The organism is Arthrobacter sp. Sr33, from assembly GCF_054511195.1.
On record NZ_JBTNDD010000001.1, the window covers coordinates 14,917 to 36,133 of the forward strand.

Sequence of the window (21,217 nt, forward strand, 5' to 3'; positions counted from 1 at the left end):
TCCGCCACCGCAATACGTCACCACCAACCGATAGGGTTCTTTTGTGAGCACAGCCCTTTACCGCCGATACCGTCCCGAAGCCTTCGCGGACGTCATTGGCCAGGAGCACGTCACCGAGCCCCTCATGGCTGCCATTGAGAAGGGCCGGGTCAACCACGCCTACCTGTTCTCCGGTCCGCGCGGTTGTGGAAAAACAACATCGGCACGCATCCTGGCGCGCTGCCTGAACTGTGCCCAGGGCCCCACCCCGGTCCCCTGCGGGGTCTGCGATAGCTGTGTTGAGCTCGCCCGCGGCGGCTCCGGCAGCCTTGACGTGATTGAAATCGACGCTGCGAGCCACGGCGGCGTCGACGACGCCCGTGATCTCCGGGAGCGCGCCACCTTCGCACCGGTCCGCGACCGGTACAAAATCTTCATCATCGATGAGGCCCATATGGTCACGTCGGCGGGCTTCAACGCCCTCCTGAAGATCGTCGAAGAACCCCCGGAACACATCAAGTTCATCTTTGCCACCACCGAACCTGACAAAGTGATCGGTACCATCCGGTCCCGCACCCACCACTACCCGTTCCGGTTGGTGCCGCCCGAGCCGCTGATGGCCTACCTTGATCTGCTCTGCCAACAGGAGGGCATCCCCGTGGCCCCAGGGGTGCTGTCCCTCGTGATCCGGGCCGGCGGCGGGTCCGTGCGTGACTCACTGTCCGTACTCGACCAGCTCATGGCCGGCGCCGGTCCGGACGGTCTCGACTATGAGCTTGCCGTGTCCCTCCTCGGTTACACGCATGCGTCCCTGCTTGACGACGTCGTCGACGCCTTCGCCGCGGGCGACGCTGGCACGGTGTTCAGCGCCGTCGACCGGGTGATCCAGACTGGGCATGACCCACGCAGGTTCGTTGAGGACCTATTGGAGCGGTTCCGCGACTTGATTATCGTGAACGCGGTTCCCGACAGTGCGGCGGCGATCCTCCGGGGCACCCCCGACGACCAGCTGAACCGGATGCGCACCCAAGCCAACCAGCTGGGCCGCGGCGAACTCTCCCGCGCCGCGGACATCACCAACACGGCTCTGACCGAGATGACCGGTGCCACGTCACCGCGTCTTCACCTTGAGCTGATCTGCGCGCGGATCCTGCTGCCCGCCGCCGATGAGACCGAGCGGGGAACCCTGGCCCGCGTTGACCGGATCGAACGCCGCCTGCAGTACGCCGGGTCCGACGCCGGGTCCGATGCCGCGCCCAGCCAACCGACAGCCCCTGCTGCCACCGCCCAGGACCACGCTCCCGCGATCCCGGCAGGCCGCTCCCAGGGCGTTGCCCCCTCGGCGGGCTCCGACCCGGATGGGAAGACGGCCAGTACTGCGACGTGGCCCGAGGAGACTGCTCCCGCAGAGAAGCCAACGACACCGTCAGTCACCCCGGCTGGCGTAGCCCCGAGCAGCCCAGCGCCGACCGCATCAGGGCCGGCCACACCAGGCCCGGCCACATCAGCTCCGAACACTGCAGGTTCAGCTGCAGGGCAGAATGCTGCGGGCCAGAATGCTTCAGGTCCGGCTGCGGGCCCGTCGTCGGCGCCGGCCGCATCCCCGGCCGCGCCCGAGCCTGCGCGGCAGGACCCAGCATCGGCTTCTTCCTCCTCCGGGGCACCGCAGGTGGAAATGATCCGGCGTGCGTGGCCCGAGATCATGGATGAACTCGCCCGCATCAAACGCACCACGTGGCTCAACGTCAATCCGGATGCCAAGCCGCGGAGCATGAACGGGAACCAACTGGTCCTCGCCTTCGCGACCCAGGGAAACGCCATCGCCTTCCAGCGCGGCACTCACATGGACAACGTGAAACAGGCGATCCACAAAATCCTGGCCCTGAACGTCACCATCGAAGTACTCCACGACGGAGCAGCGGCAGCGGGTGAGCCAAACCCAAAAGTACCCACTAGTCGGCAGGCGCCGACAGAGCCTCCCAGCAGCTCGACGCCCAAATCACTTCAGCCGAGCCAGTCGCTCCCGACAACGGCGCCCTCACCTGAGGCGCCAGCCGGACCTCACCAGCCTGCAACCCCGGCAGCACCACCATCCGCAGCTACACCCGCGGAACCGGCGGCGTCCGTAACGCCCGGTGCGGCGCCCGCTACTCCCTCGGCGTCCGCCCCGTCCGCTCCCGCCACGGCGGCAGCTTCGGCAGCTTCGGCGCCGTCAGCATCCTCTGCGCCGCCCAGCTCGCCGCCACCTGCGGCCCCCACCCGGGCCGCGGAACCGTCAGTCGAGGCCACGCCGGCCCGCTGGAATACCGGCCCCAGCACCAGCGCAGGCCAGAGCGGTCCCGCCCCGCAGCCCCCCGTTACACCCGCCGCCACACCCAGCCGCCCCCAGCGAAGCAGGGTGGCAACTTCGGAACCGGACGACTCGTGGGCCTCCGTGGAGCCGCCCTCCGACGAATATGATCTGGGCCCGGAAAGCAATGCCTGGCAAACAGCCCAACCCGCAGCCCCCGACGACTCTGGTCAGACCCTGTCCACCCGCCGTCCGCCGCAGACCGCCCCAGGTCAGAACTCAACACCGGCGCAGCCCGACGCGCCGGTTCGGGAAAAAGCCCAGGAACGGCCGACGGCAGACCCGGTGGGCACATCGCAGCAACAGCCCCCGCGGGCTCCTGCGGTTGACCAGCCCCCACCGGCGGTCGCCGGCCAGCCAGCCAAACCGCTCAGCAGGTATCAGCGGCTCCTTGACGAAGCGGAGCGGAAGCGGCTGGAAGAGGAAGCGGCCAATCCCCCCGAAGGCGCCGTAGACTTGACCTACGTTGAGGACGAGCCGAGCGCCGACGATGAAACCATCGAAGAGTCCGGGCTGGTTGGACGCTCAGCCATCGAACGCATCCTGAACGGCAAACTGATTGAGGAACGCGGCGTCGACAGCCCCTAGCGTTCCGTTCCAGTGAAATAGCAACCAGAAGAAGGTCCAGTGTACGAAGGCGCAGTCCAGGAGCTCATCGACGAACTGGGCAGGCTTCCGGGAGTTGGACCCAAGTCGGCCCAGAGGCTGGCCTTCTACATCCTGGAGGGCGACGGCGAGGACATCAAGCGCCTGGTCAATGCCATCGTCACGGTGAAAGAACGGGTCAAATTCTGCACGGTGTGCGGCAATGTGGCTGAGCAGGAAACCTGCGGGATCTGCCGCGATCCGCGCCGCGACCCGACAGCGATTTGTGTGGTGGAAGAGTCAAAGGACGTCATCGCCGTCGAACGGACCCGATCGTTCAGGGGGCGCTACCATGTGCTCGGCGGCGCCATCAACCCGATTGCTGGTATCGGCCCGGACCAGCTCCGGATCCGTGAGCTCCTCAGCAGACTCTCCGACGACAAGATCGAGGAGATCATCATCGCCACCGACCCGAACCTCGAAGGGGAAGCGACCGCCACTTACCTGGCCCGGATGCTCAAGACCATCGGGATCAAGGTGACACGCCTGGCCTCAGGACTGCCGGTGGGAGGCGACCTCGAATATGCCGACGAAGTGACCCTCGGCCGCGCCTTCGAAGGACGCCGCACCGTTTCCTAGCCCTGTCCCCCGGCTCGGATCAGGCGATCCGGGTCCCCTGCGCGAGCCGCCGGGCCGGGGTCACCAGCTTCCGCTGCCCGAGCCATAACAGTCCGCCGGCGAGCACCGACTGCAGCACCAGCCCGAGGGGCCAGATCGGGAACCGGTCTTCAGGGAGGTCCCGGCCGTAGCCCTGGACCTCATCGCAGCTTATGTCGTAGTCGGGTCCGGCCTGCAGGTAGCGGACACCTTTGCTGATGCTCTCCATGATACCGGGCTGCCGGTAGACATCGGCGTTAGTCGGCTCCGACATCTGGCCGACGTCGAACCCGCGACCGTAGGGCACCGCATCCGCCACAATGACAAAGGGGTTGGCTGCTAGTAACCAGGCCGTCCGTTCGGTGTGGTGCACGGTCTGGATCTGGGTCTGGGTGACGCATTCCAGCTGGTCTTCCGGCGGCGGCGTTACCGAAAAATCAGTGTCCGCCGGATATTCCAGGTACGAGTAGGTCACCTCCGCGTTCTCCTCCTCGATCAGCGCATAGCTCAGGCCGAAAGTGATCAGGGTGCCGATACCCAGCAGGGCCACCACCATATAGGTGGTGACGATGGAGAAGAGCGGCCGGTTGGCCAACGACGAAATGCCGATCCCGATCGCTGACACGATACCCAGTTCCACACTGAGCATCAGCAGCGAGACGAAAGCCTCCGCGGGGTTCACTCCGCCGAGAGCGAGCGCCCAGAAAATGAACGGGGTACTGACCAGAAGGAAGGCGAGCGAGGCAACCCAGGAGGCGAGCCACTTGCCCCACAGGATTTGCCCAGGGGTGAGCAGGGTGATCTGCAGGATGGCGAGCGTCCCGGCCGCTCGATCTCCGTTCACGGCATTGGCTGAAAGTCCCGGCGCCACCAGAAGCCCAAAAAAGAGGACGAAGCCCACCACCAGGTCGAAAAGGATGGCCCCCGATCCGAACGTTGCAGCAGTGGTCACCGATGCCAGCAAAAACACCAGGCCGATGACAACGAACCATACGAGGAGCATGATGTACCAGGCCCGGGCACGGAGCCGCTGCCGCATTTCGAGGCCGAACACGGCTTTGACGCCGCCCCAGTACGTCAGGGCCAGGTCAGGGGACGCGCCGGTCGAGCCCGGCTGCTCTGCGATTGAAACGCTCATTGTCTGTCCGTATCGAGGCTCATGTAGGTTTCTTCGAGGGCTCCACCCGCCGGGGCGAAAGCGGTAATCGCGACGTCGGCCATGACCAGGGTGCGTAGCAGCCACGCCGCCTCGTCTGCACTGCTAACCAGCACCTGGTATTCGGCGCGGCGGGAATCGCCACGCACCTCGAACTCGACGCCATGGCTGGTGAGGGCATCCGCCAGCGGCTGCATGGGTTCCGCCTGAATGTAGTAGCGGCGGATCTGGGTGCCTGCCTCATCAAGCGTCTGATTCTTGACCGACTCACCACGATTGATGAACACCGCACGGTCCGCGATTTCGTCGAGTTCAGACAGCACGTGGCTCGACACCACAACGGTCTTCCCCTGGTCTGCCAGAGACCGCAGGGTGGCGCGAAGTTCCACCCGGGAGCCCGGGTCCAACCCCGATGCCGGCTCGTCGAGGAGGAGAACCGCCGGGTCGTGGATCAGCGCCCGCGCCAGGCTCAGTCGCTGCTGCTGCCCCCGGGACAGCACCCGTGCTGGCTGGTCCGCGAATTCCTCGAGGCGTACGGCGGCGAGCATCTCCGCAGCCCGTGACCGGCGTTGCCCAACCGGCATTCCATAGAGCGAGCCCATGACGGTGAGGATCTCGGTAGCGGTCAACGATTCCCACACCCCCAGGGTGTCAGGCATCCACCCCACCCGGCGTCGCACCGCCGCGGCGTCCTGCATCGGGTCTACCCCGCCAACCGTGAGCGTCCCACTGTCGGGCGCGAGGAGCGAGGCAAGGATCAGCAGCAAAGTGGTCTTGCCTGAGCCGTTAGGCCCAATCAGCGCTGTCACCTCGCCGGGCGGCGCCGCAAAGTCGATGTGCCTGATAGCCGCAACGGAGCCAAAACTCCGCGCAATCCCTCTGGCAACGATTCCCCCATACTCGTTGTTCATAAGGTGAACCCTATGCGACTTGCGTCACCTCCAGGGGATATGGACGGAACAATCGGACGCGCAATTGGCTGCCACAAAAGGCACAGGGCTAAACTTGGACCGTCAACCGAGGCGCCGTAGTCGTCGCACGGCAACACCTACCAACATTCGTCAGCGAGCGTGCGCATGAGCCTGATCGTCCAAAAATTCGGTGGTTCCTCAGTGGGGGACGCCGCCGGGATCAAACGTGTCGCGCAGCGGATCGTTCAGACGCAGCGCGCCGGCCACCAGGTGGTGGTGGTGGTATCGGCGATGGGCGACAGCACCGATGAGCTTCTCGACCTGGCCGCTCAGGTCTCGAACGACGTCGTCGCCGCCCCCCGCGAGATGGATATGCTCCTGAGCGCCGGTGAACGCATCTCCATGGCGCTCCTGGCGATGGGCATCCAGGGTCTCGGCTCCTCGGCTCAGTCATTCACCGGCAGCCAGGCCGGCATGATCACTGACGCCATCCACGGCCGTGCCCGCATCATCTCGGTGTCCCCGCATCGAATCAAGACCGTGATTGACCGCGGCGACGTCGCGATTGTCGCCGGGTTTCAGGGTATGAGCCGGGAAAGCAATGACATCACCACCCTCGGTCGTGGCGGGTCGGATACGACGGCGGTGGCGCTCGCCGCTGCGCTGAATGCTGACGTGTGCGAAATTTACACCGACGTGGACGGCATCTATACGGCTGATCCCCGGGTGGTGCCCAGCGCCCGGAAGATCGACGAGATTTCGAGTGAGGAAATGTTGGAGATGGCGGCCTCGGGCGCGAAAATCCTGCATCTGCGGAGCGTCGAGTACGCGCGACGGTTCGGGGTCCGGCTGCACGTCCGCTCCTCGTTCAGCGAGCAGGAAGGGACCTGGGTGCTACCCAGCCCCGATGACCAAATCAAAATTCAAGAGGGAGATCCCATGGAACAACCCATTATCTCGGGCGTCGCCCACGACCGTTCGGAGGCGAAGGTCACGGTGGTGGGCGTACCGGACATTCCCGGCAAGGCCGCCGAAATCTTTGGCATCGTCGCGGGGGCGCACTCCAACATCGACATGATTGTGCAGAACGTCTCCACCCACGGTTCGGGCCGCACAGACATTTCCTTCACCCTGCCGATTGTCGAGGGCTCTGAGGCGCTCGCCGCGCTGAAAAGCGCCCAGGAGCATGTGGGCTATGAAAGCGTCGACTACAACGAAAAGATCGGCAAGCTATCGCTGATCGGCGCAGGCATGAGGTCAAACCCGGGCGTGTCCTACCGGTTCTTCAAGGCGCTTTCCGACGCCGGAGTGAACATCGACATGATTTCCACCTCCGAGATCCGCATTTCGGTGGTGACGGACGCGGACCTGCTGGACCGCGCCGTCCGCGCTGTGCACGCGGCGTTTGATCTGGACGGCGAAACGGTCGCTACGGTTCACGCAGGTACCGGCCGCTAACCCTCGGTGTGAAGGGGTTTCTTGCCTGACCAGTCGGCATACTTCATCGGAGGTTCGGGTGGCGGGGCCGGCGGGTGCTCCTTACGCACGGCGTAGTGGTGGCCCTCCGAATCTTCCTCCACCTCGAACCCGGCGAGGTCCGCCTCGGAGGCCTGCTCGAACTCGTCATGCCGGTGAACCACCGGGAGGGTGGGATCGCCCCGCTCGGCCGGACCCAGGAACACTTTGGCCGGGTTCTTCAGCCATTTTCGAGGGGAATTCCTGCTGGACTCGCTCATTCGAACCGCCTTCTTTCCTCGCGATACGCCGTTGGCCAATTTTACCGCCAAAGCACCGAAAAGGCGCCACATTCCCGGGGCCTTCCTTCCGTTCCTGAGCCGTGTCCAGCACAATCGAGACACAGCCCACCGGACCGACCCTAAGGAACCCGCGATGCGGAACTCGGCAGCAGCAATCTGGCAAACGGTGCACGCCGAACGACGGCATCTGGCCGCAGATTTGTCCGATCTGAGCGAATCACAGTGGACAGTTCCATCGCTCTGCCCGGGCTGGACAATCCACGATGTCCTCGCCCACCTGGTGGACACCGCCCGGACCAGCAGGGTCTCCTTTATCCGCGACCTGTTAGCGGCGCGAATGAATTTTGACCGCGCGAACGAGGTTGGTGTGGCTCGCACCCGGCGGGATGACCCGCGGGATACGCTCGCCGCGTTCATGGACACGGCGCATCTGACTCGGACGCCTCCGGCCAACCCCGCAACCCGATTGGTCGAGGCAATCGTGCACGGCGAAGATATTCGCCGCCCCCTGGGTCTTACTGGGAGCTACCCACACCGAGCGGTGATTCAGGCCCTCGCCTACCAGCTACAAACCCGTGTCTCCTACGGGGGCGGTCGTGAGCGGGCCGCTGGGCTGCGGCTGATTGATCGCGGGACCGGAACATCGTGGGGGTTGGGCGACGACGTCGAAGGGGATCCCCTCGATCTGTTGGTGGCGGTCTCCGGAAGGCCGGTCGGCCCGGAGACCCTGGCCGGCCGCGGCGCGCACCGCCTGACCGGCGCCGCGTAGCCCTAACTTTTCGGCACGATGTAGGTGCTGCCGTCGGGCCGCTTCACGGTCTCCCACTGTGACGCGTCTGCTTCGCGCTCCTTCAGGGACGCCTGACTCTCACTGGTCATCGGGTGGTCCAGGGAACTGCTTTGCGCCGGCCCGAACACCGCTCGCGCACGTCCGGTCGCCTTCATGAACCGGTGCACAAAACTGGGCTTGCTAGCCATGCTGTTCCTTCCGCGGGTCCTGCTTGACCGAGTGTCTTCTCTCATTATCCTCCTGCGCTGAGAGGCCCCACGCTTCGACCGGAGTACGGGCCCGGTGAGACACTTGTTGGGTGAGCAGCTCAACAATCAATGCGCCGACGCCGACCCGCCCGGGCACCCTCACAGTGCTCCAGCGGGACGAGTGGATTGCCGCTGCCCAAACTCATCGGGCGAGGGTGGAGCCGTTCGCGCAGCCCTACCTGAACCGTCGCGCGGCTGGGAAGAAGCATCCGGTCGAGGATTTCCTGTTCACCTACTACACCCAGAAACCAGGCCCACTGGCGCGGTGGCACCCGGGCGCCGGCGTCGTGCTCGTAGGTCCCGAGGCCGCCGAGCGGGCCGGCTGGAAACACTATCGGCTGCTCACCGGAGCAGAGCGCTCGGTGCTGGCGCTGGCCGGCGAGGACGTCGCCGTCACCGCGGACGTCGACGGCTTTCGACAGGACCGGGCGGAAGCACTGGATTTCGCAGCCATCATTGTTCGCCGCACGCAAGCCCGGCGGGCGCAACTCGGCTGTTTCGGGTTGCATGAGTGGGCCATGGCGTACCGGTCCCAGGTCAACGGCGTGCGGCATGAGTATCTTGAACTCCGGCTCGGGGCTGAAGGAACCGATCAGTTGGTGGAGGACAGCCGGATCAGCTGCACCCACTTTGACGCGTTCCGCTTCTATACGCCGCAGGCTGCGCCGCTGAACACGCTGCAGCCCACCAGGGAAACACAACGCGACCTTGAACAGCCGGGTTGCCTGCACGCCAACATGGACCTCTACAAGTGGGCCTACAAGCTCAGCCCCTTACTGCCGAGCGATCTGGTGATGGACTGTTTTGAGCTTGCCTGGCGGATCCGCGCAATGGATATGCAGGCTTCGCCCTATGACCTCAGCGCGTGGGGCTACCCGCCGATCCGCATTGAAACGCCTGAGGGCCGCGCCGAATATGCCCGCCTGCAGCGTGGGTTCTCCGAGGAGTCGCAGCAGCTTCGGCAACGATTGGGTACCGCTTTGGGGAAACTGGAACCCGCGGGCACCGAGCAGGCGTTGGATCAGTGAACCCCCGGCGCCCAGCAGAAACGTCCTATCACGGCAAGTGAAGGAGCCCCCATGATCCGCGAACACCAACCCCGACACCAGCTGTCGCGGGTGAATCTTCTCCTCGGTGCAGGCGTACTGCTCCTGGCTCTTGCGGGATGCGGTGCCGAAAGCAGCGGCCCGGCGACTGGGTCCACCAGCACCGCACCGACCCCAGACGCTACGACGGGCACGCCCGAAGCGTCAGCATCCCCCGGAGACGAGGCCACCGCCGATTCCCAGCTCACAGTGATCGTGTCAGCCGGCGACGACGTCGAACCGGTCACCTACGAGTTGGCCTGTGCCGCCGGAGCCCCGGTCGGCGAGTCGGCGTTACCGGATCCAGCGGCGGCCTGCGCGGTGCTGGCGGCGCACGGCGACCTGATCAAGACGGAGCCGGACCCCGACGCCATGTGCACGATGCAGTACGGAGGACCGGAAATCGCCGTCGTGACCGGCACCCTCGACGGCGAACAGATCGACGCGTCCTTCTCCCGTGAGAACGGTTGTGAGATCGACAGGTGGAGCCTGTTCGAACCGCTGCTCGGGACCCCTGGCGGCACCGGCGCCCTGTGACCACCGCCGGCGTTTCGTAAGCTGCGCAGATAAAATCACAGCTGGTAGGCGATCCCCGTTAGACTGGTAGGGCAAGCTCGCGGAGCGCTGGATTCACCACATTCCTCAGCGTGAGACGGCACCTCCGAAGCCACTGCATTTAACGCACCTTGAGCCCAGGAGTTACCGGATGCCCCGGATAGTTGTCGACGTCATGCCCAAACCCGAGATCCTTGACCCACAGGGCAAAGCCATTGCCGGCGCACTGCCCCGGCTGGGCTTTACCGGGTTCTCAGGGGTCCGCCAGGGAAAGCGCTTTGAACTCACTGTCGACGGCGAGGTGACCGAAGAGTTGCTGGAACAGGCGCGGACCGCGGCCGCCACCTTGCTGTCCAACCCGGTCATCGAGGATGTCACCCGCGTTGAGGTGCTCCCCGAGGGATCCGCCGAGGGCGAGCAGTGACCCTGGAAGCCGACACCCTCAACTCGACGCTCGACTCAGTCCGGGTCGGCATAGTCACCTTCCCCGGCTCCCTTGACGACCGCGACGCTGCGCGGGCGGTTCGCCTCGCCGGCGGCACCGCAGTCCCGCTGTGGCACGGTGACCACGACCTGCAAAGCGTTGACGCGGTCGTCGTTCCGGGCGGTTTCTCTTACGGCGACTACCTGCGCGCCGGTGCCATCTCCCGGTTCGCTCCGCTGATGGAACAGATCACCGCCGCAGCATCGGGTGGCGAGAACGCGCTGCCGGTGCTGGGAATCTGCAACGGCTTCCAGGTCCTGACCGAGGCCCACCTGTTGCCCGGGTCGATGATCAAGAACAACCACCTCCATTTCCTGTGCCAGGACCAACGGTTGCGGGTGGAGAATGCTGACACCGCGTGGACCGCTTCCTACGCTGCGGGCGACGAGATCGTGGTTCCGTTGAAGAATCAGGACGGACAGTTCGTTGCTGACGAACGCACCCTCGACGAGCTGGAGGGTGAGGGTCGGGTCGTCTTCCGCTACGTCGGCGGCAACCCCAACGGGTCCCGCCGGGACATTGCCGGCATCTCCAACGCTGCCGGGAATGTTGTGGGCCTGATGCCACACCCTGAACACGCAGTCGAAGCCGGGTTTGGCCCCGATTCGTCGGCCGTCGGACAGGTCGGTGTCCGCGGTGGCACCGACGGACTGGGAATATTCACCTCTGTACTGAAGAAACTGGTTAAGTAAGTGACCCTCAATAGCTCCGCCGCGCCCGCCGAGGCCCGCAAGTTCAACATCGACACCGTGGCCCACGCCCTAGAGACTCCCGACGTCGAACTCCCCTGGGCCGCGCTCGGCCTGAAAGAAAACGAATTCGACCGGGTAGTCGAAATCCTCGGCCGCCGCCCCACCGCCGCCGAGCTGGCCATGTACTCGGTGATGTGGAGTGAACACTGCTCCTACAAGTCCTCGAAGGTGCACCTGGCGCAGTTTGGGGACAAGGTCACCGACGCCATGAAGGAACACCTCCTGGTGGGCATCGGCGAGAACGCCGGCGTCGTCGACATCGGCGATGGCTGGGCTGTCACCTTCAAGGTCGAGTCCCACAACCACCCCTCCTTCGTCGAGCCCTACCAGGGCGCAGCGACCGGCGTCGGCGGTATTGTGCGCGACATCATTTCGATGGGCGCACGCCCGGTCGCGATCATGGACCCGCTGCGGTTCGGTGCGATCGACCACCCGGACACCCCCCGCCTGGTGCACGGCATTGTGTCCGGCATCGGCGGGTACGGCAACTCCCTCGGCCTGCCCAACATCGGCGGCGAAGTGGTATTCGACTCGGTCTACCAGGGCAATCCGCTGGTCAACGCACTCGCCGTCGGCGTCCTGCGGCACGAGGACATCCGTCTGGCCAACGCTTCGGGCGTGGGCAACAAGGTGGTCCTGTTTGGTGCCCGCACCGGCGGCGACGGCATCGGCGGCGCCTCGGTGCTGGCCTCCGAGTCCTTCGACGCTGACAAGCCCTCCAAGCGCCCCGCCGTGCAGGTGGGAGACCCGTTCGCCGAGAAGGTCCTCATCGAGTGCTGCCTTGAGCTGTTCAAGGCTTCGGTGGTGGAAGGCATCCAGGACCTTGGCGCCGCCGGGATCTCCTGCGCCACCTCCGAACTGGCCTCCAACGGCGACGGCGGCATGCACGTCGAGCTGACCGATGTGCTGTTGCGCGATCCTTCCCTGACACCGGGCGAGATCCTGATGTCCGAGTCGCAGGAACGCATGATGGCCGTGGTCACCCCGGCCAACGCCGCGGCGTTCGAGGCCATCATGGACAAGTGGAACGTTGAGTACTCGTGGCTCGGTGAGGTCACCGACACCGGCCGGCTCATCATTGAATGGGACGGCGAAAAGATTGTCGACGTCGACCCGCGGACCGTCGCCCACGACGGCCCCGTCTACCACCGGCCCTTCCACCGCCCCACCTGGCTCGACGCGCTACAGCAGAACACGTTCGACGGCGACCGGCCAGCTGACGGCGGCACCCTGCGCGCCGCAGTGCTGGAGTTGATGGCTTCGCCGAACATGTGTTCCAAGGACTGGATCACCAACCAGTACGACAGGTTTGTGCAGGGCAACACAGCCCTCGCCATGCCCGACGACGCGGGCGTGGTCCGGGTGGACGAAGAGAGCGGCCTCGGCGTCGCCATCTCCACCGACGCAAACGGCCGCTACTCCTACCTCAACCCCTACGAGGGTGCCCGCCTGGCCCTCGCCGAGGCTTACCGGAACGTCGCCACCACCGGCGCCAAGCCGCTGGCGGTCACCGATTGCCTGAACTTCGGCTCCCCTGAGGACCCCGAGGTGATGTGGCAGTTCGCCGAAACCGTGCGCGGCCTCGCCGATGCCTGCCAGGAGCTCGGCGTCCCGGTCACCGGCGGCAACGTGTCCCTCTACAACCAGACCGGCGGCGTCCCGATTCACCCGACCCCGGTGGTCGGCGTTCTCGGCGTGTTTGACGACGTCGCCCGCCGCACCCCCTCGGGCTGGCGCGACGACGGGCAGGCCATCTACCTGCTCGGCACCACCCGGGACGAGCTGGACGGCTCGGAGTGGGCGAATCTTCGCGGCCATCTGGGCGGGCAACCTCCGGTCGCCGACCTGACGGCCGAGAAGACCCTCGCCGCCATCCTGATCAACGCTTCCCGTGACGGCATGATCGACGCCGCCCATGATCTCTCCGAGGGCGGTCTCGCCGCAGCGCTGTCAGAGGCGGCATTGCGCTTCGGGGTGGGCGCACGGATCGGAATCGACGAGCTCTGCGAGCGCGACGGCATTGACCCGTTCACTGCGCTGTTCTCCGAGTCCCAGGGCCGCGCCGTCGTCAGCGTGGCCCGCTCCGAAGAGGTGCGGTTCAACGACATGTGCACGGCACGCAACTACCCGCACCTGCGGATTGGTGTGGTCGACGCGGAGAACGGAGCCCTCGACGTGCAGGGCCACTTCACCCTGCCACTCGACGAACTGCGGACCGCCCACGAGGCCACCCTGCCGAACCACTTCGCCTGACCGTCCACCGCGCCCGATCCCGGCAGTCGCCCCACAAAACGGCGAACGCCCCCGATATTTCAGGGGCGTCCGCCGATATCTGGGGCGTTTGCAGGGATCGGGGGCGCTAGCGGATTCGGGGCGCTAGCGGATTTGGACGCCAGCGATTCGGGGGCCCGGAAGCTAGCTGGCCAGCCGCTGCGCGGTGGAAAGGTACCGGCGGGTAACGAACTCCTGAGATAACCGGGCGACCGGTGCGCCCAGTTTGAAAAACCAGTTGGCGTGCTGGCTGAAGGCGAACACCTCGAAGTAGACGGCACCGTCCGGATCGAGGATAGCCATAAACGCTTCCTCACCCCGTTCCGGGTGGCCCGGCAGCGTACCGTACCCAAAACCGGCACGCTGGGCCCCGCCGTCGTCCTCGACCGGTTCCTCGGTCCACACCACCCGGCACGGTGCTGGCAGCCGCAGCGGGCCGACGCCGAAGGCGGGAACCACGTCCCGGCCAACCGCAGCCCGTCCCTGGCCCGGCGGAACCCTCAACCCGGCGCCCCGATGCAGCTGCCAGGACAGAATCCCATCAGCGAGCCGGGCGTAGGCCGCATACCCGGTTCCGACCCGGACCCGCCGGTCCACCACCCGGTACCCGGGCGGGGATTCGTTCCGCTGGCTCAGCCCGAGCGGCTCATACGTGAAATCAGGTTTTACCATCTGCTGCCAATCTGCTCCAGCCGAGCGTTTCGCGATCCCGTGCCGGCAAGGAGGCCACCACCAGATCGTAGGAATCCTCAATCATGTCGCGGATCATCGCATCCGGAAGGTTCCCGGTGCATGAAACCCCGTTCCAGTGGGTCTTATTGAGGTGGTAGGCCCCAACAATCTCCGGGTGCGCGGCCCTCAGCTGTTCGGCAAGCTGCGGCTCGCATTTCAGGCTGACCGACAAGTTGGGAGCGGAGAGGTCGGACAAGGCAAACATCTTTGCAGCACCGCCCGCCGCCCTCACTTTGAACACCGACGCTGCGGGCCCGAAGGGAAAGTCCTCGAAGGCACCCGGCAGTGCCAGGCAAAACTCCCGCAGAACAACTGGATCCATGGGCCGAGCTTACTGCCAAAGGATGGCAGGATAGGAGAAAACCAACCGCAGGAGCGCACCATGGGCGAGGCAAAACGCCAGGCTGATAAGGCAGTGGACACGGCCGAGGACGTATCGGATTCCAAGGCCTTCGAGATCGCGGCACGCGCCGGCTACATCGCTGCCGGCCTGTTGCACCTTCTGATCGGCGTCATTGCCCTCCGGGTGGCCCTGGGAGGATCCGGCAGTGCCGACCAAAGCGGTGCGATCAGCGCGCTCGGCGACGGCCCCGGCGGCGCCATGCTCCTCTGGGCTTGCGCCATCGGATCGATTGCGCTTGCCCTCTTTATGCTCAGCGAAGTCTTCTTCGGGGCCCGCGGCATGAAGGACTCCGACAAGCTCAAATTCCGCGCGAAGAACGGCGCCAAGGCGATCACCTACGGTGTCATCGGCGGAACGTTCGCCACCTATGCGTCGGGCGGCAGCAGCGACAGCAGCGAAAGCACCCAGAATCTGAGCGCCTCCCTCATGTCCAACCCGGCGGGTTCGGTCCTGCTGATGGCGGTCGGGGCGGGTGTGATGGTGGTTGGCGGGTACTTCGTCTACAGCGGGGCCACCAGACACTTCACCAAGAACCTGTCCGGGTTGCCCGGCCACGGCGCCAGGACCGCGGTCATCCGGCTCGGCATGGTCGGTTACATCGCCAAGGGAGTGGCGCTGCTGGTGTTGGGCCTGCTGTTCATCGTGGCAACGGTCAAGAACAACCCGGAAGAATCCACCGGCCTGGACGGGGCCTTGAAGTCCCTGCAGGATCAGCCGTACGGCGCCTGGATTCTGGGGGTCGTCGCCGTTGGTCTGATCGCCTACGGTGTGTTCATGGTGATCCGGTCCCGCTACCAGAAGATGTAGTCTGCCGCCGTCGTCAGCGGGCGAGGCGTGGCGCTTCGATGGCCGGGCAGGTGTTCATGACGACGTCGAGCCCCGCCGCCCGCGCGCGGTCAGCGGCCGCCTCGTCGATGACCCCTAGCTGGAGCCAGACCGCTTTCGCGCCCACCTCGATGGCCTGATCCACCACCGCTCCCACCTTTGAGGAGTTCACAAAGCAGTCGACGACGTCGATGGTCCCGGGGATATCCGCCAGTCGCCGATAGCCGGTGCGCCCATGGACGTCGTCGCCCTTGAGACTGACGGGGATCACCTCCATCCCCAGGTGGTCGATCAGGAACCGTGAGACTCCGAGCGCCGCGCGCCGGGGGTTGTTGGAGAGTCCGACCACCGCCCAGCGGGCGGGAGTTGTGAGGAGCGTGCGGATCACTTCAGGATCGTTGCTGTGTGCCATGGTGGTGTGCCCTTTCGCTGTAATCGGTCGGATTGTTACGCCAACACTTGCGGAGAACCCGTGCACAGGAGTTTAGTAGTGCTTGACCATCCCGAGCGGCCGAGAGACCTGGATCGATGAAGCCGCAGCAACCCTGGCCATCCGGCTGACCATCTGCAGCACGTAAGTGCAGCGGCCAACCGGTGACAGTAGGGTGCTACCGCCAGGACCGATGGAGTTAATCCTATGACCGTTCTGGCATCACCACAGTCAACCACTGCGCCCTCCAAACAGGCACTCAACGTCACCTTCGCCGGCCTCGGCCGAAGCTTCGGTGCCGCCTCCGATCGGCGGACCGTCCTGCGGGACATCAACTTCGAAGTGCACGCCGGCGAGGTCCTCGCCATCCTCGGCCCGAGCGGCTGCGGCAAATCCACCCTGTTGCGGGCTGCCGCCGGGTTGGACTCCCTCAACGCCGGGTCCGTCCTGATTGACGGCACCGAGGTACACGGCATCGACGAACGATGCGCCGTCGCCTTTCAGGAACCCCGACTGCTGCCCTGGCACACCCTGCAGGCCAACGTCGCCATTGGTCTGCCCAAGGCGTCGAGTGCCAGCGTGGGTAAAGCCAAAGTAGCCGAGCTGCTGCAACTGGTCGAGCTTGCTTCGTTCGCCAAGCACCGTCCGCGGGAAGTCTCCGGCGGAATGGCACAGCGAGCCTCATTGGCACGTGCCCTGGCCCGCAACCCCGGCGTCCTCCTCCTCGACGAGCCGTTCGGCGCCCTTGATGCTCTCACCCGGATCAAGATGCAGGATCTCCTGCTCGACATCCACCGAGCCCAACCCACTACCGTGCTACTGGTCACTCACGACGTCGACGAGGCGCTGCAACTGGCAGACCGCATCATCGTCCTGGGCGCCGACGGCAACCTGCCGGGCGCCACCATCACCGAGGTTCTCACCGTCCCCGGCGACCGCCCCCGCGACCGCAACGCGGCCGACCTCGGCCGAATGCGCAGCTCCTTGCTCGCCTCCCTGGGAGTCACCGGCCACTAGGCCGCGCCTTCCCCTGCCCTCCGGGGTTTTCCTTTTCACCCACCCCTGCACGGCCTGCCCGCTGTGTCACACCGTACCCACCCTTTTGTTCGTCTCACCCAACTCGTCTCAGACGACCCGTCTCACCGAAGGACACTCATGAACCGCCAACCAGCACCCCACCCCCGCCGCACCTTTCTGGGCGCCGCGTCACTGGCCGCCGTCGCCTCCCTCGCCTTGACGGGATGCATGGCCGGTGAGGACGCCGACGGCGCTGCCGCCCCCGCGGGCGGCGAACTGAACATTGACTTCGCCACCTACAACCCGCTGTCCCTGGTGATCAAGGAACAGGGGTGGCTGGAGGACGAGTTGGCGGATGAAAACGTCACCGTCAACTGGATCCAGTCCGCCGGGTCCAACAAGGCGAACGAGGCGTTGCGCGCCGGAGCCATCGACGTGGGTTCCACCGCCGGTTCCGCTGCCTTGCTCGCCCGATCCAACGGCTCCCCGATCAAGACGATCGACATCTACTCTCAGCCGGAATGGTCGGCGCTGGTCACGAACGCTGACTCGGACATCCAGGAGATCGAGGACCTGCGGGGCAAATCGATCGCCGCCACGAAGGGCACCGACCCCTACTTCTTCCTCCTGCAGGCGCTCGAGGCCGGCGGCGTCGATCCCTCCGAGGTCACGGTGCAGAACCTGCAGCACGCCGACGGCCGGGCCGCCCTCGCCAACGGATCGGTGGACGCCTGGTCGGGCCTCGACCCGATCATGGCCTCGGCCGAACAGGATGGGGCCACCCTGTTCTTCAGGGACATCGACTTCAACACCTACGGCTTCCTCAACGCCACCGAAGACTTCCTGGCGGAGAGTCCCGAGCTGGCCCAGACCGTCGTAAACGCCTACGAGAAGGCCCGCGAATGGGCCATCGAGAACCCCGAAGAGACGGCCAAGATCCTCGCCGAGGTGGCAGGGATCGACGTCGAAATCGCCAACGCGGTCATCATCGACCGCACCAACCTGGACGTTGACCCCATCCCGGGTGACGCGCAGCGGGCTGTGCTGGAGAAGATCGGTCCGGTGTTCGTCGAATCCGGTGACGTCTCCAGCCAGGAACAGGTTGACGAAGCGCTCGACACCCTCTTTGAAGACTCCCTGGTACGCAACGCGGATCCCACGGCGATTGAGGCCTCCTCATGACCCACATCGGGAATCCGTACGTGACCGGGAACAGCGTCACGGGCGTGAGCCAGACTTCCCTGGAAGCCTCCGGCTCCACCGTGGCAACGGCAGACGCCACCCAGCCGCCGCCCGAACGGGGCGGACCGGCACATGGATGGTCCCAGACCGGCCCGCTGCGGCGTGGCTGGGTGCGTCTGCTCCTCGGGCTGATCCTGCCCGGGCTGATCATCACCGTCTGGCAGCTGAACTCCGTCACCGGCCTGTTCAGCGCCGTCCAGGTGCCGCCGCCCGCGGCGGTGCTCAATGCGGCAGTCGAACTGATCCAGCGCGGCGAGCTGTGGACGCACATCGGCATCTCCACCCAACGGGTACTGCTGGGCTTCACCTTCGGCGCCGCCCTGGGCCTCGCGATCGGCTCACTCGTCGGGCTGTCCCGGATCGCGGACGCGCTGCTCGCTCCCACCATCGGCGCCTTGCGTGCTGTCCCGTCCCTGGCCTGGGTGCCGCTGCTCATCCTGTGGATGAAGATCGGCGAGGATTCAAAGATCACGCTGATCCTCATTGGCGCCTTCTTCCCCGTCTTCACCACCGTGTACCTCGCGCTACGGCACGTGGACCGGAACCTGGTGGAGGCCGGCCGGGCGTTCGGGTTGAAGGGCTTCAAACTGCTGACCACGGTGCAACTCCCGGCCGTGATTCCATCAGTGTTCTCCGGTCTCCGGTTGGGCCTCGCCCAGGCGTGGCTGTTCCTGGTCGCGGCTGAACTGATTGCCTCCTCGCTGGGGCTCGGATATCTGTTGAGTGATTCACAAAACAACGGACGGGTGGACAGGATCTTCCTGGCGATCATCCTGTTGGCGATCATCGGCAAAACCACCGATGCCCTCCTGGGGATCGCCGAGAAGTGGGCGGTCCGGCGATGGGCGTGAGCCTTCAGGAGGCCGACCCCCTGACCGAGACGGACCGCCTGGCGTTCTGGGAACAGCAGGCGCGCCGGCTGGACTGGGCTGCCGAATGGACCACGGCGCACAGCTTTCAGCCAGCCCGGCCGGTATCGGGTGGCGCCGACGGGCAGCTCACCGTCCCGGTGATCGAGTGGTTCGCGGGGGGCCGCCTCAACGTGGCCCACAACTGCGTGGATCGGCACGTGGATGCCGGGCTGGGCAGCAAGGTCGCACTGCATTTCGAGGGTGAGCCCGGGGACCAGCGAACGGTCACCTACTCGGACCTGCAGGAGGAGGTGTCACGCGCAGCCAACGCCTTGCTGAACCTCGGGATCGGCAAGGGCGACCGCGTGGTGATCTACCTACCCGTGCTCGTGGAAACGATTGTGGTCACCCTGGCGTGCGCGCGAATCGGGGCGGTGCACTCACTGGTGTTCGGCGGATTCTCTGCTGAAGCCTTACGCTTCCGGGTTGAGGACACCGGCGCCAAACTGTTGGTCACAACTGACGGGCAGTACCGGCGCGGCGCAGCGGTGCCGGTCAAGACCAACGCCGATCAGGCCGTGTCCGGTTCCAACAGCATCGAACATGTTCTGGTGATCCGCCGGACCGGCAGCGACATCGAGTGGACCGAGGGCCGGGACGTCTGGTGGCATGACGCAGTCGGCGCCGCGGCCCCGCATCACGCTGCCGAGGCGTTCGACGCCGAGACTCCCCTGTTCATCATGTACACCTCCGGCACCACGGGTAAGCCCAAAGGCCTGGTGCACACCTCCGGTGGGTACCTGACCCAGGCGTCGTGGAGTTTCGACTACCTGTTCAGCAACCCCGATCCGTCGCAGCGGGACCAGGACGTCCACTGGTGCACCGCCGACCTTGCCTGGGTGACCGCCCATACCTACGAGATCTACGGTCCGCTCTCCAACGGCGCCACCCAGGTGATCTTCGAGGGCACTCCCAACACCCCACATCCGGGGCGGCACTTCGAGATCATCCAGCGTTACAAGGTGACCAGCTATTACACGGCCCCCACCCTGATCCGGTCGCTAATGGGCTGGTTCCCGGACGGCGTGCCTGCCAGCTACGATCTGTCCTCGATCCGTCTCCTCGGCACCGTCGGTGAGGCCACCAACCCCGAGGCCTGGCGCTGGTTCAGGGAGCACCTCGGGGCTGGCACCGCACCGGTCGTCGACACCTGGTGGCAGTCAGAAACCGGCGCCACCATCCTCTCTCCCCGCCCCACTGACCCCTCGTTCAAGCCCGGTTCTGCCTCCCGCGCCCTCCCCGGCGTGAGCACCCGGATTGTCGACGACGCCGGAAACCCGGTACCCACCGGTGAGCAGGGCCTGATCGTCGTGGACCGCACCGGACCGGCGATGGCGCGCACCGTCTGGGGCGACCCGCAGCGCTACCTGGATTCCTACTGGCGAAAGTTCGCCGCCCAGGGCTGGTTCCTGGCCGGTGATGGGGCCAGGAACGACGACGACGGCGACACCTGGATCCTCGGCCGGGTCGACGATGTGCTCAACGTGTCAGGCCACCGGCTCTCGACCATCGAGATTGAATCGGCCCTGGTTGCTCACCCGTGGGTGGTCGAGGCCGGCGTCTGTCCGGTCTCCGATCCGCGGACCGGCCATGCGATTGCCGCCTTCGTGGTGCTGGCTGCGTCCCACGGGGCCGGCGCGCACGCGGCGGAGGAGGTGAGCCGGGTCTTGCGGGACCACGTCGCGGCGGTGATCGGGCCGATCGCCAAGCCGGCCGCCGTCGTCGTCGTCGCGGACGTCCCGAAGACCCGGTCCGGCAAGATCATGCGCCGACTCCTGACGCAACTGTTCGAGAACACAACGCTGGGTGACACCACTTCCCTGCAGAACGAGGCGTGCGTGCCCGGCATCGCTGCCGCACTGGCCGCAAGGGCGTCACCGTGACCCCGCCTGCAAACCCCACCGGAGGGACAACCCGCAACGGAGAGCAACAATGTTGGTCGACCGTGAGAGGACTGTCACACTGGTGGGGACCATCCCGAGCGGTTGAGAGATCTGGCTCATTGACACCGCAGCAACCCTGGCCACTGCCCACGGCAGTGACATTAGGGTGCTAATGCCAGGCACGATGGAGGACC

At 65.8% G+C, this 21,217-nt stretch carries 21 protein-coding genes and 1 riboswitch; of the genes, 14 read left to right on the plus strand and 7 right to left on the minus strand.

Going from position 1 to position 21,217, the window contains the following annotated elements; translation table 11 throughout:
• The first annotated feature begins 43 nt into the window (after window positions 1-43).
• Together ACX80T_RS00085 and recR are read left to right on the plus strand one after the other, a co-directional pair.
• Window positions 44-2,917, plus strand: a complete 2,874-nt coding sequence (locus ACX80T_RS00085; protein ID WP_459303475.1) for a DNA polymerase III subunit gamma and tau — start codon at window positions 44-46, stop codon at window positions 2,915-2,917.
• Between the two features lie 39 nt (window positions 2,918-2,956).
• Window positions 2,957-3,553 carry a recombination mediator RecR gene (gene recR, locus ACX80T_RS00090; RefSeq protein ID WP_019483259.1) on the plus strand — a complete coding sequence of 199 codons (597 nt, stop codon included), beginning with the start codon at window positions 2,957-2,959 and terminating at the stop codon, window positions 3,551-3,553.
• A 19-nt stretch (window positions 3,554-3,572) separates the two neighbouring features.
• Here recR and ACX80T_RS00095 read toward each other — a convergent pair whose 3' ends face one another.
• Window positions 3,573-4,709, minus strand: a complete 1,137-nt coding sequence (locus ACX80T_RS00095) for an ABC transporter permease (RefSeq protein ID WP_459303476.1) — start codon at window positions 4,707-4,709, stop codon at window positions 3,573-3,575.
• Window positions 4,706-5,638: an ABC transporter ATP-binding protein gene (locus ACX80T_RS00100; protein WP_459303477.1), complete on the minus strand. Its 933-nt coding sequence runs from the start codon at window positions 5,636-5,638 to the stop codon at window positions 4,706-4,708. The genes ACX80T_RS00095 and ACX80T_RS00100 overlap by 4 nt, the downstream gene beginning before the upstream one ends.
• A gap of 165 nt (window positions 5,639-5,803) precedes the next feature.
• On the opposite strand from ACX80T_RS00100, the gene ACX80T_RS00105 reads away from it, so the two are divergent.
• Window positions 5,804-7,096 carry an aspartate kinase gene (locus tag ACX80T_RS00105; RefSeq protein ID WP_019483262.1) on the plus strand — a complete coding sequence of 431 codons (1,293 nt, stop codon included), beginning with the start codon at window positions 5,804-5,806 and terminating at the stop codon, window positions 7,094-7,096.
• Here ACX80T_RS00105 and ACX80T_RS00110 read toward each other — a convergent pair.
• Window positions 7,093-7,374 (minus strand): hypothetical protein, encoded by a 282-nt coding sequence (locus ACX80T_RS00110; protein WP_024476230.1) that lies wholly within the window; start codon window positions 7,372-7,374, stop codon window positions 7,093-7,095. The genes ACX80T_RS00105 and ACX80T_RS00110 overlap by 4 nt on opposite strands.
• Before the next feature lie 154 nt (window positions 7,375-7,528).
• Between ACX80T_RS00110 and ACX80T_RS00115 the strand changes: the two genes are divergently transcribed.
• A complete protein-coding gene (locus tag ACX80T_RS00115) occupies window positions 7,529-8,164 on the plus strand; it encodes a maleylpyruvate isomerase family mycothiol-dependent enzyme (protein WP_019483264.1) in 636 nt (211 codons plus the stop codon).
• A 2-nt stretch (window positions 8,165-8,166) separates the two neighbouring features.
• Here ACX80T_RS00115 and ACX80T_RS00120 read toward each other — a convergent pair whose 3' ends face one another.
• Complete coding sequence (locus ACX80T_RS00120) at window positions 8,167-8,373, minus strand: hypothetical protein (RefSeq protein ID WP_019483265.1); 207 nt, start codon at window positions 8,371-8,373, stop codon at window positions 8,167-8,169.
• 110 nt (window positions 8,374-8,483) lie between these two features.
• On the opposite strand from ACX80T_RS00120, the gene ACX80T_RS00125 reads away from it, so the two are divergent.
• From ACX80T_RS00125 to purL, 5 genes are all read left to right on the plus strand, one after another.
• Window positions 8,484-9,461, plus strand: coding sequence for a hypothetical protein (locus ACX80T_RS00125; protein WP_019483266.1), 978 nt, complete (start codon window positions 8,484-8,486; stop codon window positions 9,459-9,461).
• A 51-nt stretch (window positions 9,462-9,512) separates the two neighbouring features.
• Window positions 9,513-10,055 (plus strand): SSI family serine proteinase inhibitor, encoded by a 543-nt coding sequence (locus ACX80T_RS00130; protein ID WP_024476232.1) that lies wholly within the window; start codon window positions 9,513-9,515, stop codon window positions 10,053-10,055.
• A 169-nt stretch (window positions 10,056-10,224) separates the two neighbouring features.
• Complete coding sequence (gene purS, locus ACX80T_RS00135) at window positions 10,225-10,497, plus strand: phosphoribosylformylglycinamidine synthase subunit PurS (RefSeq protein ID WP_019483268.1); 273 nt, start codon at window positions 10,225-10,227, stop codon at window positions 10,495-10,497.
• Window positions 10,494-11,249, plus strand: coding sequence for a phosphoribosylformylglycinamidine synthase subunit PurQ (gene purQ / locus ACX80T_RS00140; protein ID WP_019483269.1), 756 nt, complete (start codon window positions 10,494-10,496; stop codon window positions 11,247-11,249). The genes purS and purQ overlap by 4 nt, the downstream gene beginning before the upstream one ends.
• Window positions 11,250-13,562, plus strand: coding sequence for a phosphoribosylformylglycinamidine synthase subunit PurL (purL, locus tag ACX80T_RS00145; protein ID WP_019483270.1), 2,313 nt, complete (start codon window positions 11,250-11,252; stop codon window positions 13,560-13,562).
• A 162-nt stretch (window positions 13,563-13,724) separates the two neighbouring features.
• Here purL and ACX80T_RS00150 read toward each other — a convergent pair whose 3' ends face one another.
• On the minus strand, window positions 13,725-14,252 hold the full coding sequence (locus ACX80T_RS00150) for a DUF1990 family protein (RefSeq protein ID WP_024476233.1): 528 nt from the start codon (window positions 14,250-14,252) through the stop codon (window positions 13,725-13,727).
• Window positions 14,239-14,634, minus strand: a complete 396-nt coding sequence (locus ACX80T_RS00155) for an MmcQ/YjbR family DNA-binding protein (RefSeq protein WP_024476234.1) — start codon at window positions 14,632-14,634, stop codon at window positions 14,239-14,241. Before ACX80T_RS00155 ends, ACX80T_RS00150 begins: the two co-directional genes overlap by 14 nt.
• Window positions 14,635-14,694: 60 nt before the next feature.
• Here ACX80T_RS00155 and ACX80T_RS00160 point away from each other — a divergent pair, with 60 nt between their 5' ends.
• Window positions 14,695-15,522: a DUF1206 domain-containing protein gene (locus tag ACX80T_RS00160; RefSeq protein ID WP_024476235.1), complete on the plus strand. Its 828-nt coding sequence runs from the start codon at window positions 14,695-14,697 to the stop codon at window positions 15,520-15,522.
• Window positions 15,523-15,535: 13 nt separating this feature from the next.
• Here ACX80T_RS00160 and ACX80T_RS00165 read toward each other — a convergent pair whose 3' ends face one another.
• Window positions 15,536-15,952 (minus strand): CoA-binding protein, encoded by a 417-nt coding sequence (locus ACX80T_RS00165; RefSeq protein ID WP_019483274.1) that lies wholly within the window; start codon window positions 15,950-15,952, stop codon window positions 15,536-15,538.
• A gap of 225 nt (window positions 15,953-16,177) precedes the next feature.
• On the opposite strand from ACX80T_RS00165, the gene ACX80T_RS00170 reads away from it, so the two are divergent.
• From ACX80T_RS00170 to acs, 4 genes are all read left to right on the plus strand, one after another.
• Window positions 16,178-16,987 (plus strand): ABC transporter ATP-binding protein, encoded by an 810-nt coding sequence (locus ACX80T_RS00170; protein WP_024476236.1) that lies wholly within the window; start codon window positions 16,178-16,180, stop codon window positions 16,985-16,987.
• A 138-nt stretch (window positions 16,988-17,125) separates the two neighbouring features.
• Entirely contained in the window at window positions 17,126-18,169 is a 1,044-nt protein-coding gene (locus ACX80T_RS00175; protein ID WP_019483276.1) for an aliphatic sulfonate ABC transporter substrate-binding protein, read from the plus strand.
• On the plus strand, window positions 18,166-19,080 hold the full coding sequence (locus tag ACX80T_RS00180; RefSeq protein WP_019483277.1) for an ABC transporter permease: 915 nt from the start codon (window positions 18,166-18,168) through the stop codon (window positions 19,078-19,080). The genes ACX80T_RS00175 and ACX80T_RS00180 overlap by 4 nt, the downstream gene beginning before the upstream one ends.
• The gene (gene acs, locus ACX80T_RS00185; RefSeq protein ID WP_051317636.1) at window positions 19,071-21,023 is read left to right on the plus strand and encodes an acetate--CoA ligase; all 1,953 of its coding nucleotides are present in this window, start codon (window positions 19,071-19,073) and stop codon (window positions 21,021-21,023) included. Before ACX80T_RS00180 ends, acs begins: the two co-directional genes overlap by 10 nt.
• A gap of 86 nt (window positions 21,024-21,109) precedes the next feature.
• Window positions 21,110-21,214: riboswitch (SAM riboswitch) on the plus strand.
• Window positions 21,215-21,217: the final 3 nt, after the last annotated feature.

Coding starts and splice junctions, on each gene's coding strand:
- ACX80T_RS00095 (WP_459303476.1), bottom strand. CDS start 4,709: ATGAGCGTTTCAATCGCAGAGCAGCCGGGCTCGACCGGCGCGTCCCCT.
- ACX80T_RS00100 (WP_459303477.1), bottom strand. CDS start 5,638: ATGAACAACGAGTATGGGGGAATCGTTGCCAGAGGGATTGCGCGGAGT.
- ACX80T_RS00105 (WP_019483262.1), top strand. CDS start 5,804: ATGAGCCTGATCGTCCAAAAATTCGGTGGTTCCTCAGTGGGGGACGCC.
- ACX80T_RS00110 (WP_024476230.1), bottom strand. CDS start 7,374: ATGAGCGAGTCCAGCAGGAATTCCCCTCGAAAATGGCTGAAGAACCCG.
- ACX80T_RS00115 (WP_019483264.1), top strand. CDS start 7,529: ATGCGGAACTCGGCAGCAGCAATCTGGCAAACGGTGCACGCCGAACGA.
- ACX80T_RS00120 (WP_019483265.1), bottom strand. CDS start 8,373: ATGGCTAGCAAGCCCAGTTTTGTGCACCGGTTCATGAAGGCGACCGGA.
- ACX80T_RS00130 (WP_024476232.1), top strand. CDS start 9,513: ATGATCCGCGAACACCAACCCCGACACCAGCTGTCGCGGGTGAATCTT.
- purS (WP_019483268.1), top strand. CDS start 10,225: ATGCCCCGGATAGTTGTCGACGTCATGCCCAAACCCGAGATCCTTGAC.
- ACX80T_RS00150 (WP_024476233.1), bottom strand. CDS start 14,252: ATGGTAAAACCTGATTTCACGTATGAGCCGCTCGGGCTGAGCCAGCGG.
- ACX80T_RS00155 (WP_024476234.1), bottom strand. CDS start 14,634: ATGGATCCAGTTGTTCTGCGGGAGTTTTGCCTGGCACTGCCGGGTGCC.
- ACX80T_RS00160 (WP_024476235.1), top strand. CDS start 14,695: ATGGGCGAGGCAAAACGCCAGGCTGATAAGGCAGTGGACACGGCCGAG.
- ACX80T_RS00165 (WP_019483274.1), bottom strand. CDS start 15,952: ATGGCACACAGCAACGATCCTGAAGTGATCCGCACGCTCCTCACAACT.
- ACX80T_RS00170 (WP_024476236.1), top strand. CDS start 16,178: ATGACCGTTCTGGCATCACCACAGTCAACCACTGCGCCCTCCAAACAG.
- ACX80T_RS00175 (WP_019483276.1), top strand. CDS start 17,126: ATGAACCGCCAACCAGCACCCCACCCCCGCCGCACCTTTCTGGGCGCC.
- ACX80T_RS00180 (WP_019483277.1), top strand. CDS start 18,166: ATGACCCACATCGGGAATCCGTACGTGACCGGGAACAGCGTCACGGGC.
- acs (WP_051317636.1), top strand. CDS start 19,071: ATGGGCGTGAGCCTTCAGGAGGCCGACCCCCTGACCGAGACGGACCGC.